The 11,612-nt window shown below is 67.8% G+C and carries 12 protein-coding genes; 5 read left to right on the forward strand and 7 right to left on the reverse strand.

Going from position 1 to position 11,612, the window contains the following annotated elements; translation table 11 throughout:
* Positions 1-5: 5 nt before the first annotated feature.
* From AC1RL8_RS09315 to AC1RL8_RS09345, 7 genes are all read right to left on the reverse strand, one after another.
* Positions 6-767, reverse strand: a complete 762-nt coding sequence (locus AC1RL8_RS09315) for an SDR family NAD(P)-dependent oxidoreductase (RefSeq protein WP_492685122.1) — start codon at positions 765-767, stop codon at positions 6-8.
* 26 nt (positions 768-793) lie between these two features.
* Entirely contained in the window at positions 794-2,365 is a 1,572-nt protein-coding gene (gene garD, locus AC1RL8_RS09320) for a galactarate dehydratase (RefSeq protein WP_492685123.1), read from the reverse strand.
* A 22-nt stretch (positions 2,366-2,387) separates the two neighbouring features.
* A complete protein-coding gene (locus AC1RL8_RS09325) occupies positions 2,388-3,683 on the reverse strand; it encodes a TRAP transporter large permease (RefSeq protein WP_070059673.1) in 1,296 nt (431 codons plus the stop codon).
* Between the two features lie 8 nt (positions 3,684-3,691).
* Positions 3,692-4,180, reverse strand: coding sequence for a TRAP transporter small permease (locus tag AC1RL8_RS09330; RefSeq protein ID WP_062470671.1), 489 nt, complete (start codon positions 4,178-4,180; stop codon positions 3,692-3,694).
* 96 nt (positions 4,181-4,276) lie between these two features.
* Complete coding sequence (locus AC1RL8_RS09335; protein ID WP_492685124.1) at positions 4,277-5,254, reverse strand: TRAP transporter substrate-binding protein; 978 nt, start codon at positions 5,252-5,254, stop codon at positions 4,277-4,279.
* A gap of 44 nt (positions 5,255-5,298) precedes the next feature.
* The gene (locus AC1RL8_RS09340) at positions 5,299-6,186 is read right to left on the reverse strand and encodes an SMP-30/gluconolactonase/LRE family protein (RefSeq protein WP_492685125.1); all 888 of its coding nucleotides are present in this window, start codon (positions 6,184-6,186) and stop codon (positions 5,299-5,301) included.
* Between the two features lie 14 nt (positions 6,187-6,200).
* Positions 6,201-7,025 carry an NAD-dependent epimerase/dehydratase family protein gene (locus tag AC1RL8_RS09345; protein ID WP_492685126.1) on the reverse strand — a complete coding sequence of 275 codons (825 nt, stop codon included), beginning with the start codon at positions 7,023-7,025 and terminating at the stop codon, positions 6,201-6,203.
* 108 nt (positions 7,026-7,133) lie between these two features.
* Here AC1RL8_RS09345 and AC1RL8_RS09350 point away from each other — a divergent pair, with 108 nt between their 5' ends.
* The 5 genes from AC1RL8_RS09350 to AC1RL8_RS09370 all read left to right on the forward strand — a co-directional run bounded on the left by AC1RL8_RS09350 (position 7,134) and on the right by AC1RL8_RS09370 (position 11,600).
* Positions 7,134-7,994, forward strand: a complete 861-nt coding sequence (locus AC1RL8_RS09350) for a FadR/GntR family transcriptional regulator (protein ID WP_159272613.1) — start codon at positions 7,134-7,136, stop codon at positions 7,992-7,994.
* Positions 7,995-8,117: 123 nt separating this feature from the next.
* Positions 8,118-9,107 carry a Bug family tripartite tricarboxylate transporter substrate binding protein gene (locus AC1RL8_RS09355; RefSeq protein WP_492685127.1) on the forward strand — a complete coding sequence of 330 codons (990 nt, stop codon included), beginning with the start codon at positions 8,118-8,120 and terminating at the stop codon, positions 9,105-9,107.
* A gap of 61 nt (positions 9,108-9,168) precedes the next feature.
* Positions 9,169-10,080 carry a 5-dehydro-4-deoxyglucarate dehydratase gene (kdgD, locus tag AC1RL8_RS09360; RefSeq protein WP_062470656.1) on the forward strand — a complete coding sequence of 304 codons (912 nt, stop codon included), beginning with the start codon at positions 9,169-9,171 and terminating at the stop codon, positions 10,078-10,080.
* A gap of 54 nt (positions 10,081-10,134) precedes the next feature.
* Entirely contained in the window at positions 10,135-10,596 is a 462-nt protein-coding gene (locus AC1RL8_RS09365; protein ID WP_492685128.1) for a nuclear transport factor 2 family protein, read from the forward strand.
* Between the two features lie 14 nt (positions 10,597-10,610).
* Entirely contained in the window at positions 10,611-11,600 is a 990-nt protein-coding gene (locus AC1RL8_RS09370) for a Bug family tripartite tricarboxylate transporter substrate binding protein (protein ID WP_492685129.1), read from the forward strand.
* The last annotated feature ends 12 nt before the right edge of the window (positions 11,601-11,612 follow it).

Genomic DNA, 11,612 nt, shown 5'->3' on the forward strand with positions numbered 1-11,612 from the left:
AGGCGTCAGGGCATGTACTGCCCGCCGTTCACCTCGAGCACCTGTCCCGTCACGTAGCCCGAGAGCTGTTCGGAGGCCAGGTACAGGAAGGCGCCCACGCATTCGTCGGCCGTGCCCAGGCGCCCCATCGGGATGCCGGTCCTGAAGGTCTCGAGCATCGCGGGCGTCGAGAAGCGGTCCTGGAACGGCGTCTGGATCACGCCCGGCGCGACCGCGTTCACGCGGATGCGGTCGCCCACGAGTTCCCGTGCCAGGCCGTGTGTCGCGGTACTCACGAAGCCCTTGGCGCCCGCGTACAGGTAGGCGCCGGGGCCGCCACCGGTGCGCGCGGCCACCGAGGTCACGTTGATGATGGCGCCGCCACCTTGCTTGCGCATCTGCGGCACGGCTTCGCGGCAGAAGGCCAGTACCGAGCGCGCGTTAATGTGCATCACCTCGTCGAACAGCGCATCGTCGAACTCGGCGATGGGCATGCGCTTGACGAGGCTGCCGGCGTTGTTCACCAGCACGTCGATGCGGCCGAACTGCGCCGTCGTTTCCTGCACGCAGGCGCGGATCGCGGCGGTGTCGCGCACGTCGGCCTGCAGCGCGAAGGCCGTGCCGCCGGCCGCGCGGATGGTGTCGACCACGCGGGCCGCCGCATCGGCCGAGCTGTTGTAGTGCACGGCCACGCGCATGCCGCGCGCGGCGAACGCGATGGCCACCGCCGCGCCGATGCCGGTGCTGGCACCGGTGACGAGGGCGGTCTTGTCCTTGAGGTCTTCCATGGCTGTGCTCCGTGAGGGTGGTTCGATCAGGTGACCGGTGCCGGGTTGAACAGCACCAGCGCGTTGTGCAGCTTCCAGTGCTCGGCCCAGGTCTTCTTGCGGCCGCTGGCCACCTCGAGCATCAGGCGGAACATCTCCCAGCCGATGTCCTCGATGCTGGCCTCGCCGTCGGCGATGCGGCCCGCGTTCACGTCCATCAGGTCGTGCCAGCGGCGTGCGAGGTCGCTGCGTGTGGCGACCTTGATCACCGGCACCTCGGCCAGCCCGTAGGGCGTGCCGCGGCCGGTGGTGAACACGTGCAGGTTCATGCCGGCGGCCAGCTGCAGCGTGCCGCAGATGAAGTCGCTGGCCGGCGTGGCGGCGTAGATCAGGCCCTTGTGCGTCAGCTTCTCGCCGGGCGCGAGCACGCCGGTGATCGGCGCCGAGCCTGATTTGACGATCGAGCCCATCGCCTTCTCGACGATGTTCGACAGCCCGCCTTTCTTGTTGCCCGGCGTGGTGTTGGCGCTGCGGTCGACGCGGCCCTTGTCGAGGTAGGCGTCGTACCAGGCCATCTCGCGGATCATCGCGTCGGCCACTTCGGGTGTGGACGCGCGCGAGGTGAGCTGGTCGATGCCGTCGCGCACCTCGGTGACTTCCGAGAACATCACGGTGGCGCCCGCGCGCACCAGCAGGTCGGTGCAAAAGCCCACGGCCGGGTTGGCGGTGACGCCCGAGAAGGCGTCGCTGCCGCCGCACTGCACGCCCACGACGAGCTCGCTCGCGGGCACGGTCTCGCGCCGGCGCTGGTTCAGGCGCGCGAGGTGCACGTCGGCCTGGCGCATCACCGAATCGATCATCGACATGAAGCCCACGTGCGCGTCGTCCTGCAGGCAGACCACGTCGAGATCATCGGCGGGCGCGCCGCGCTGGTCGGTGATCGGGATGGTGCCGGGCGGCAACAGCCGCTCGGGCTGCAGCTTCTCGCAGCCCAGGCTCACGACCATCACCTCGCCGCCGAAGTTGGGGTTGAGGCTGATGTTGCGCAGGGTGCGGATCGGCACGATGGCGTCGGGCGCGTCGATGGCCACGCCGCAGCCGTAGCTGTGTTCGAGCGCCACCACGTCGTCGACATGCGGGTACTTCGGCAGCAGCTCGGCCTTGATGCGCTGCACGGCGAACTCGGTCACGCCGGCCACGCACTGCACGGTCTGCGTGATCGCGAGGATGTTGCGCGTGCCCACCGAGCCGTCGGCGTTGCGGTAGCCCTCGAAGGTGTAGCCCTCGAGCGCCGGTAGGGCAGGGGGCTTGACCGTGGCGATGGGCAGGCCGTGGAGCTCCGGCGCGACCGGCATGCGCATCACGCGCTCGTGCACCCAGCTGCCGCGCGGCAGCGCCTTGAGCGCGTAGCCGATCACCACGTTGTAGCGGCGGATGGCGTCGCCTTCGGCCAGGTCGACGAGTGCCACCTTGTGGCCCTGGGGCACGGTGTCGACCAGCACCAGGCCGTCGTCGAAGGCCGTGCCGGCCTTCAGGCCGCCATCGTTCGCGACGATGGCAACGTTGTCGGCCGCGTGGATGCGGATGTACAGCGGCGGTCGGGTGTTCGCATCGGCCATCGGGAGGCCCTTTCTCTTTTCTTTACTTCACCACCATGAACAGGCTGGGCAGCCAGGTGGAAAACGCGGGCACGAAAGTGACCACGCCGAGCGCGAAGATCAACGCGCCGTAGAAGGGCCAGATCGTGCGCATCACCGTGCCCACCGACACCCCGCCGATGGCGCAGCCGACGAACTGGGTGGTGCCCACCGGCGGCGTGTTCAGGCCGAGCGCGCAGTTGATGAGCATCACCACGCCGAATTGCACCGAGGTCATGCCGTACTGCTGTGCAATCGGCAGGAAGATCGGCGTGCACAGCAGGATCGTCGCGGCCATGTCCAGGAAGGTGCCCAGCACGAACAGGATGATGTTGATGAGCAGGAAGATCATCCACGGCGTGGTCGTCACCTGCGACAGCATCTGGCCCGTGAGCTCGGCCACGCCGTACAGGCTGATGAGGTAGCCGAAGGTGCTCGAGATGCCGATGAGCAGCAGGATCACGCCCGTGGTGCGCACGGCCTTCGAGGCGGCCTTGATGAAGTGCTCCCACTTCAGAGTGCGGTACACGAAGATCGTGAGCGCCAGCGCATAGAGCACCGCCACCGCCGCCGATTCGGTCGCCGTGAAGATGCCCGACAGGATGCCGCCGAGGATCAGCACCACGATGAACAGGCCCGGCAGCGCCGCCGCGAACGAGCGCGCCACGATGGCCCAGCCCGGGAAGCTGCCGGCCGGGTAGCCGCGCTTCACGGCCACGAGGTAGGCGGCCGCGAGGTTGCTCAGCGTGAGCACGGCCGCTGGCAGCAGCGCCGCCAGGATCAGCGCCGCGATCGACACTTTGCCGCCTGCTGCGAGCGAATAGATGATCAGGTTGTGGCTGGTCGGCATCAGCGCGCCCACCAGTGCCGCATGGGTCGTCACGTTGACTGCGTAGTCGGCGTGGTAGCCCTCCTTCTTCATCATCGGGATCATCACGGCGCCCATGGCCGAGACGTCCGCCACGGGCGAGCCCGAGACGCCGCCGAACAAGGTGCAGGCCACCACGTTCGACATGCCCAGGCCGCCGCGCACGTGGCCCACGAGGTTGCGCGCGAAGTTGACGATGCGGTCCGCGATGCCGCCGTAGAGCATCAGCTCGCCGGCGAAGATGAAGAAGGGAATGGCCAGGAACGAGAAGATGCCCATGCCCGAGGTCATCTGCTGGAAGCCCACCGCGAGCGGCAGCCCTTCGTACAGCAGCGTGGCCAGGGCCGAGAGGCCGATCGAGAACGCCACCGGCACGCCGAGCAGCAGGAACAGCGTGAACGAGAGGCAAAGAATGAGAAGAGGGGTCGTCATGATGAGGTTCAGCCCCAGGCGGGTTCGACTTCGCGGCCTTGAGCGAGCGCGATGATGTGTTCGATCGAGAACATCACGATGAGGACGCCCGACACGGCGGCGGGCACGTACTTCCAGCCTTCGGAAATCCACAGCGTGGGCAGGCGGTAGTCCCACACCGATTCGGCGAGCGAGGCGCAGTTCCAGGCCATGGCCAGGCCGAACAGCAGGATCAGCGCGTGGATGAGGTATTCCATCTTCAGGCGCAGCCAGTCGGGCGCGAGCACGAGGAACGATTCAAGTCCGATGTGGCCCGCATCGCGCACGCCCACGGCCACGCCCAGCATGGTCACGTAGAGCACCAGCAGCAGCGCGAGGCTCTCGGCCCAGGTGGGGGTGTTGTTGAGCACGTAGCGGCCGAACACCTGCCAGCTCACGGCGCAGATCACCGCGACGAGACCGAGGATGCCCAACCACATGCAGGCACGGGCGAGCGTGCGGCAAAGTTTGGTGTACATATTTCCAGCGCGAAAAATGGAGAGGCTCCGCCTCTTCGTGGCCCCTGGCAGGGGTGCAGGGTCACGAAGTGCGCGAAGCCTGGGGGCGAGCCCTGTTTACTTCGTGTCCTGGACGCGCTTCACGAGGTCCTTGAGCTTCGCGTCCGTGATGAACTTGTCGTATACCGGTTTCATTGCGGCCTGGAACGGGGCCTTGTCGACGTCGATGATCTCGGCGCCGCCGGCCTTCACCGTGGCCAGCGACTTCACTTCACGCTCCTGCCATTGCTTGCGCATGTAGGGCACCGATTCCTTGGCGGCCTGGCGCAGCCAGCCCTGTTCTTCGGCGGAGAGCTTGTCCCACGCGCGCTTGGAGAACAGCAGCATCTCGGGCGCCATCGAGTGCTCGGTCTTGCTGTAGTACTTGGCGACCTCGAAGGCGCGCGCGCTTTCGTAGGTGGGGTAGTTGTTTTCGGCGGCGTCGATGAGGCCGGTCTTCAGGCCCGTGTAGACCTCGCCCATCGGCATCGGCGTGGCGTTGGCGCCCATGGCTTCGAGCATCGACACCCACAGGTCGGACTGCTGCACGCGCACCTTCAGGCCCTTCATGTCGGCGAAGTTGCGCACCGGCTTCTTGGCCGTGAACATCGAGCGCGCGCCGCTGTCGTAGTAGGCCAGGCCCACGAAGCCCTGCTTCTCGCACGACTTCAGGATTTCTTCGCCAACCGGGCCGTCGAGCACCTTGTGCAGGTGCTCCACCGAGCGGAACAGGAAGGGCATGGTCGGCACCTGCGTTTCGGGGCAGATGTTGTTCATGGGCGCGATGTTCACGCGCACCATCTGCAGCGCGCCGATCTTGGTCTGCTCGATCGTGTCCTTCTCGTTGCCGAGCGCGCTGTTGTTGAAGACCTTGATGCTGTGCTTGCCCCCGGACAGCGCCTTGAGCCGTTCGCTCATGAACTTCACGGCGGTCACGGTGGGGTAGTCGTCGGGGTGGATGTCGGCCGAGCGGAACTCGGTGGCGCCGGCGGTCAGCGTGGTCAACGCGGCCGCCGCGCCGGCAGCAAGTGCGATGAGTGTCTTGTAGAGCTTCATTTGTCTCGTCCTCTTGGTGGTTGTCGTAAACAGAAAGAAAAGGGTCAGCCGAACGCCGGCTCGGGCACGCCCGCCACGCCGGGGCGCAGCGCGAACACGCCGCCGGCCAGCGGCTGGTCCGACAGGTCGATGCCGCCGGGGCGGATCGAGGTGACGAACAGCGTGTCGAGGTTCGCGCCGCCGAAGGCGCACATGGCGGGCTTCTTCACCGGCACGGCGAGCGAACGGTCGAGCCGGCCGTCGGGCGTGAAGCGGTGCACCAGGCCGGCGTCGTTGCCGCAGATCCAGTAGCAGCCGTCGACGTCCATGGCCGCGCCGTCGGGTCGGCCGGGCAGGGGATTCATGTCGATGAACAGGCGCCGGTTGTGGGGCGTGCCGGTGTCGGTGTCGTAGTCGAAGGCCCAGACGGCCTGCACGCTCGGGTGCGAGTCCGACAGGTACATCGTGCGGCCGTCGGGGCTGAAGGCCAGGCCGTTGGGCACGATCAGGTCGTCCAGTTGCAAGGCCGCGCCGTCGTCGCTGGGGCCGTGGCGGTACAGGCGTCCGACGCGTGCACCCGCGGCCATGTCCAGCAGCATCGTGCCGGCCCAGAAGCGGCCTTGCCGGTCGCAGCGACCGTCGTTGAAGCGCATGCCCGGCGCGGCGTGCGCCACCGGAGCGAGCGGCGTGGCCGCGAGCGTGCCGTCGGCGCGCTCGCGCAGCGAGAACAGGCCGCTTTCCATGCCGGCGATCCATTCGCCGGGCCGGTCGGCGCGCGGTGCGATGCAGGCGATCATTTCGTCGGCGCGCCACTGCGCATGGCCTTCGCCGGCGTGCCAGCGGTTGAGCGTGCGTGCGGGGATGTCGACCCAGTACAGCGCCTGCTGCGCGGCCAGCCACACCGGGCTTTCGCCCGTGCCGTTGCGCGCGTCGAGAACGAGTTCGGCTTGCATGCGGTGCGGCCCGTTCAGTCGCCGAACGGGCCTTGCGCGGTGAAGGCGCCGCCCTGGTAGATGGCGTTCGGGTCGGTGGAGGCCACCGGCGGCTGTGCCTCGACCTTGTCGCGGAACACCTCGGAGCTGTCCTGTGGCACGAAGCCCAGGTGCGCGGCGGCGGCGTTGTCCCACCACAGGTCGCGGTTGGCCGACATGCCGTAGACCACCGTGTGCTTCACGTCGGGCGTGAAGAGCGACTTCTGGATCAGCGCCGTGAGGTCGCGGTAGCTGAGCCAGGTGCTCATCATGCGGCGGTTGAGCGGCTCGGGGAACGACGAACCGATGCGGATGCTCACCGTCTCGATGCCCCAGCGGTCGAAGTAGAACTGCGCCATGTCCTCGCCGAAGGACTTCGACAGGCCGTAGTAGCCGTCGGGCCGGCGCGCGGCGTGCGCGTCGATGTGTTCGTCCTGCTTGTAGAAGCCGATCACGTGGTTCGAGCTGGCGAACACCACGCGCTTCACGCCGTGGCGGCGCGCGGCCTCGTACAAATTGAACACGCCCTTGATGTTGGCTTCGAGCACTTCCTCGAACGGGCGCTCGACCGACACGCCGCCGAAATGGGCGATGGCGTCGCAGCCGGCCACCAGCGCGTCGACCGCGGCCTTGTCGGACAGGTCGCAGGGCACGACTTCCTCATGCGCGCCCGTGGCCGGCGCGATGTCGGCGATGTCAGAGAGGCGGATCACGTTCGCAAAAGGCGCGAGCCGTTCGCGCAGCACGTGGCCCAGGCCGCCGGCGGCGCCGGTCAGCAGCAGGCGGCCGAGCTGGGGGGAGGGGGCTTCAGGCGTCGACATGTCTTCGGATGTGTGAGGGGAAGCAGAGGAGGTGGACAACGTCGTCACCGTTTTTAGGTGATAAGTTATCTGTTGTCGTACAACTGTGAGGGGATTATGATCGTCGTCATGGCCTCAACGACTGCGGGTAATCCCGAAGTTCAGACAACGACCGCTGACAACCCGGCGGGCAACGCCGCTTTCGTGGGGCGGCCGCGCCAGCGCGCGCGCGGCCTGGCGAACGGGCTGGTGGAAGACCTGGGCGAGAAGATCCGCAGCCAGTCGCTGCGCCCCGGCGACAAGCTGCCGACCGAGTCGGCCATCATGCAGGCCTACGGCGTGAGCCGCACCGTGGTGCGCGAGGCGCTGTCCAAGCTGCAGGCGGGCGGGCTGGTCGAGACGCTGCACGGCGTGGGCACCTTCGTGCTGCAGCCGCGTCCGGGCGGCATGGGCGGGGTGTTTCGCCTCGATCCCGGCGAGATCGCGACCTCGGTCGACGTGCTCGCCGTGCTCGAGCTGCGCATCAGCCTGGAGACCGAATCCGCCGGGCTGGCCGCGAGCCGGCGCACCGACGAGCAGCTGGTGGCGATGCGCCAGGCGCTCGACGCGTTCGAGCAGAACGTCAAGGTGGGCGGCGACACCGTGGCGCCCGACTTCGCCTTCCACCTGGAGATCGCGCAGTCGACCGGCAACCCCTACTTCGCCGACATCATGCGGCACCTGGGCACGACGATCATCCCGCGCACGCGCATCAGCGCGATTCGCGTGCAGGACGGCAGCTACCTGAGCCGCGTGAACCGCGAGCACGAGGAAATCTACGCGGCCATCGCGCGCCGCGACCCCGAGTCGGCACGTGCCGCGATGCGCATCCACCTGACCAACAGCCGCGAGCGGCTGCGCATGGCGCAGGAAGCCGCGCAACAGCAGAAAGCCAGGGCGGAGGCGGCCGGCCACGGCACCGCCTCGTCCGACAACACCCCTTCGCGCTGAGTTCTCCCCGGGTTTTCGGGGTTCAAGTCTGGACAAGCTGATTTTCTAGTTGTACGATGACTGATAACATGCGGCGCCATCGCGGCCCCGCATGCCTGCATCGAACTTCAGGAGACAGCCCCCATGACCGTCAACCGACGCGGCGCGCTCGGCGCCGCCCTCGCCACCACACTGGCCGCCAGCCTGCCCTTGCACGCGTTCGCGCAAGGGGCGGGCGGCACCTGGCCTTCCAAGCCCATCCGTCTCATCGTGCCGTACCCGCCGGGCGGCTCGTCGGACATCATTGCGCGCGCCATCGGCCAGCCGCTGTCCGAAGCGCTGGGCCAGCCCGTGGTCATCGAGAACCGCGCGGGCGCCAACGGCAACCTCGGCGCGGACATGCTGGCCAAGGCGCCGGCCGACGGCCACACGCTCATGCTGTGCGACCTCGGCGCGCTGGCCATCAGCCCGTCGCTGTACCCCAAGCTGCCGTTCGATCCGTCGAGGGACCTGCGCAGCGTGGCCATGCTGGCCTACTCGCCGCACCTGCTGGTGGTGCACCCGTCGGTGCAGGCCAACACGCTGAAGGAACTGGTCGAGCTGTCGAAGAAGAGCGACCTCAACTTCGCCGTCACCGCCAGCGGCAGCACCGCGCACCTGGCCGGCGTCGAGCTGCAGCGCAAGAGCGGCGCCAAGTGGGAGTACGTGCCCTACAAGGGCGGCGTGCAGGCCGTGCTCGACACCGTCGCGGGCCAGACGCAGGTGCTCATGAACGGCATGCTGGCCACGTACCCGCATGTGCAAAGCGGCAAGCTCAAGCTCATTGCTGTTTCGAAATCGACGCGCATGCCGCTGATCGGCAGCGTGCCGACCATCGCGGAGCAGGGCGTTCCCGGCTACGAGTCGGGCACATGGCAGGGCATGGTCGCGGCGCGCGGCACCCCTGACGCGGTGATCGCCCGGCTCAACAAGGAACTGGTCCGCATCATCCGCACGCCCGACATCCGGGCGCGGCTGGCGGGGCAGGGCGCCGAGGTCGTGACCATGACCGCGCCCGAGCAGGACCAGTTCTTCGCCAAGGAACGCGCGCGCTGGGCGCAAGTGATCCAGCAGGCCAATCTCAAGCTCGATTGAGCGGCCCCTTCTTCTTCTCTCTTCTTTTCCTCATTTCTCTTTTTTCACTGGACGACTTCCGATGAACCCGCAAGAACTCAAGACCATCATGGGCTCCGGCCTGCTCTCGTTCCCGCTGACCGACTTCGACAGCAACGGCGACTTCAACAAGAAGGGCTACATCGAGCGCCTCGAATGGCTGGCCCCCTACGGCGCGAGCGCGCTGTTCGCCGCGGGCGGCACGGGCGAGTTCTTCTCGCTGACCGGTGACGAGTACCCCGGCATCATCCAGACCGCGGTCGACACCTGCCGCGGCGTGGTGCCGATCATTGCCGGCGCCGGCGGCCCGACGCGCTTTGCCATCCAATGCGCACAAGCCGCAGAGAAGGCCGGCGCGCACGGCATCCTGCTGCTGCCGCACTACCTCACCGAAGCCGGCCAGGAAGGCCTGGCCGCGCACGTCGAGGCCGTGTGCAAGAGCGTGAAGTTCGGCGTGATCGTCTACAACCGCGCCAGCAGCCGCCTCAAGCCCGACACGCTGGCCCGCCTGGCCGAGCGCAACCCGAACCTCGTCGGCTTCAAGGACGGCGTGGGCGACATCGAAGCGATGGTCGCGATCTTCCAGAAGATGGGCGACCGCTTCGCCTACCTGGGCGGTCTGCCCACGGCCGAGGTGTATGCCGCGGCCTACAAGGCGATGGGCACGCCCGTGTACTCGTCGGCGGTCTTCAACTTCATTCCGAAGACGGCGATGGATTTCTATCACGCAGTCGCCAACGACGACATGGCCACGCAGCACCGCTTGCTGAAGAACTTCTTCATGCCTTACCTGGAGCTGCGCAACCGCGTGCCCGGCTACGCCGTGAGCATCGTGAAGGCGGGCGCCAAGCTCGTCGGCCACGACGCCGGCCCCGTGCGCGCGCCGCTGACCGACCTGAAGCCCGACGAGATGGACGCACTGAAGGCGCTCATCGACACGCTCGGCCCGCAGTAAGCCGGCACTGATCGCAGTAGTCGCCAGCACCACAGAACAACAGGAGACAACGACATGCTCATCAGGAAATTCCTGCTCGCCGCCGCAGCGACCGCCGTGTTCGCGGGTTGCGCCGCCAGCGGTGGCAGCAGCAGCAGCGGCGCAGCGGCCGAACCCGCAGTTGCGGCGGCCGCCGAGCGGCTGCGCGTCGCCATGGTCGACCCGACGCCGGCCGCGCTGCGCGCGCTGGTGGCCGACGACCTGAGCTACGGCCATTCGGGCGGCAAGGTCGACACGCAGGCCAGCTTCATCGCCGACCTGCTCGACCGCAAGTCGGACTTCGTGACCATCGCGATCACCGACCAGACCATCAAGGTCGTCGACGGAAACACCGCCATCGTGCGCCACACGCTCACGGCCGACACCAACGACTCAGGCAAGCCCGGCAAGGTCGCGCTGAAGATCCTTGGCGTCTGGCAGAAGCAGGGCGGCGAATGGAAGCTGCTCGCGCGCCAGGCTGTGCGCCTTCCTTCCTGATCGGACCACCGCGCATGAAGAGAACGCAATTCCTGGCGACGGGCCTCGCGCTCGCCGCCACCGCGCTGCTGTCGCCGCTGCACGCCTCGGCGCAGGCCGATGCATGGCCGCAGCAGAAACCCGTGACGATCATCGTGCCGTTCCCGGCCGGCGGTTCCACCGACATGGTGGCGCGCGCGCTGGCGCAGCAGCTGCAGGGCAAGCTCGGCGGCAGCTTCGTGGTCGACAACCGGCCCGGCGCCACCGGCACCATCGGCACCGGTTTCGTGAAGCGCGCACTGCCCGACGGCTACACGCTGCTGGTGTCGTCGCTGGGCGCCTTCGTCGTCACGCCGCACCTGCAAAAGAGCGTGCCCTACGACGCCACCAAGGACTTCGACTACATCAGCGTGCCCGTGCAGGCGCCCAACGTGCTCGTGGCGAACGTCGCGCGGCCTGAACACACCGTGGCCGACGTGCTCGCGCTCCTGCGCAAGACGCCCGGCAAGGTCTCGTTCGCGAGCTCGGGAAACGGCTCGTCCGACCACCTGTCGGCCGAACTCTTCTGGCAGCAATCGAAGACCGAAGGCGTGCACGTGCCCTACAAGGGCGGCGCGCCGGCGGTGAACGACCTGCTGGGCAACCAGGTCGACTTCTCGTTCCAGAACGTGAACGCCGTGCTGCCGCACATCCGCGCCGGCAAGCTGCGCGCGCTGGCCGTCACCGGCGACAAGCGCTCGCCCGTGCTGCCCGACGTGCCCACACTCGCCGAGGCCGGCGTGAAGGGCGCGGAGGTCTATTCGTGGCAGGGCATGGCCGCGCCCAAGGGCCTGCCGCCCGCCACGAAGAAGAAGCTGAGCGACGCGGTCATCGCCGCCATGCAGGACCCCGAGACGAAGAAGCGCATGCTCGACCAGGGCCTGGAAATCGTCGCCAGCACGCCCGAGGACTTCACCGCCTTCCAGTTGCGCGAGTGGGCGCGATGGAAGACATTGATCGACACCCGCCACATCACTGCCGATTGAGGCCACAGCCCG

The sequence above is a fragment of the Variovorax sp. GW822-FHT04E09 genome, assembly GCF_058800845.1.

Coding starts and splice junctions, on each gene's coding strand:
- AC1RL8_RS09315 (WP_492685122.1), bottom strand. CDS start 767: ATGGAAGACCTCAAGGACAAGACCGCCCTCGTCACCGGTGCCAGCACC.
- garD (WP_492685123.1), bottom strand. CDS start 2,365: ATGGCCGATGCGAACACCCGACCGCCGCTGTACATCCGCATCCACGCG.
- AC1RL8_RS09325 (WP_070059673.1), bottom strand. CDS start 3,683: ATGACGACCCCTCTTCTCATTCTTTGCCTCTCGTTCACGCTGTTCCTG.
- AC1RL8_RS09330 (WP_062470671.1), bottom strand. CDS start 4,180: ATGTACACCAAACTTTGCCGCACGCTCGCCCGTGCCTGCATGTGGTTG.
- AC1RL8_RS09335 (WP_492685124.1), bottom strand. CDS start 5,254: ATGAAGCTCTACAAGACACTCATCGCACTTGCTGCCGGCGCGGCGGCC.
- AC1RL8_RS09340 (WP_492685125.1), bottom strand. CDS start 6,186: ATGCAAGCCGAACTCGTTCTCGACGCGCGCAACGGCACGGGCGAAAGC.
- AC1RL8_RS09345 (WP_492685126.1), bottom strand. CDS start 7,025: ATGTCGACGCCTGAAGCCCCCTCCCCCCAGCTCGGCCGCCTGCTGCTG.
- AC1RL8_RS09350 (WP_159272613.1), top strand. CDS start 7,134: ATGGCCTCAACGACTGCGGGTAATCCCGAAGTTCAGACAACGACCGCT.
- AC1RL8_RS09355 (WP_492685127.1), top strand. CDS start 8,118: ATGACCGTCAACCGACGCGGCGCGCTCGGCGCCGCCCTCGCCACCACA.
- kdgD (WP_062470656.1), top strand. CDS start 9,169: ATGAACCCGCAAGAACTCAAGACCATCATGGGCTCCGGCCTGCTCTCG.
- AC1RL8_RS09365 (WP_492685128.1), top strand. CDS start 10,135: ATGCTCATCAGGAAATTCCTGCTCGCCGCCGCAGCGACCGCCGTGTTC.
- AC1RL8_RS09370 (WP_492685129.1), top strand. CDS start 10,611: ATGAAGAGAACGCAATTCCTGGCGACGGGCCTCGCGCTCGCCGCCACC.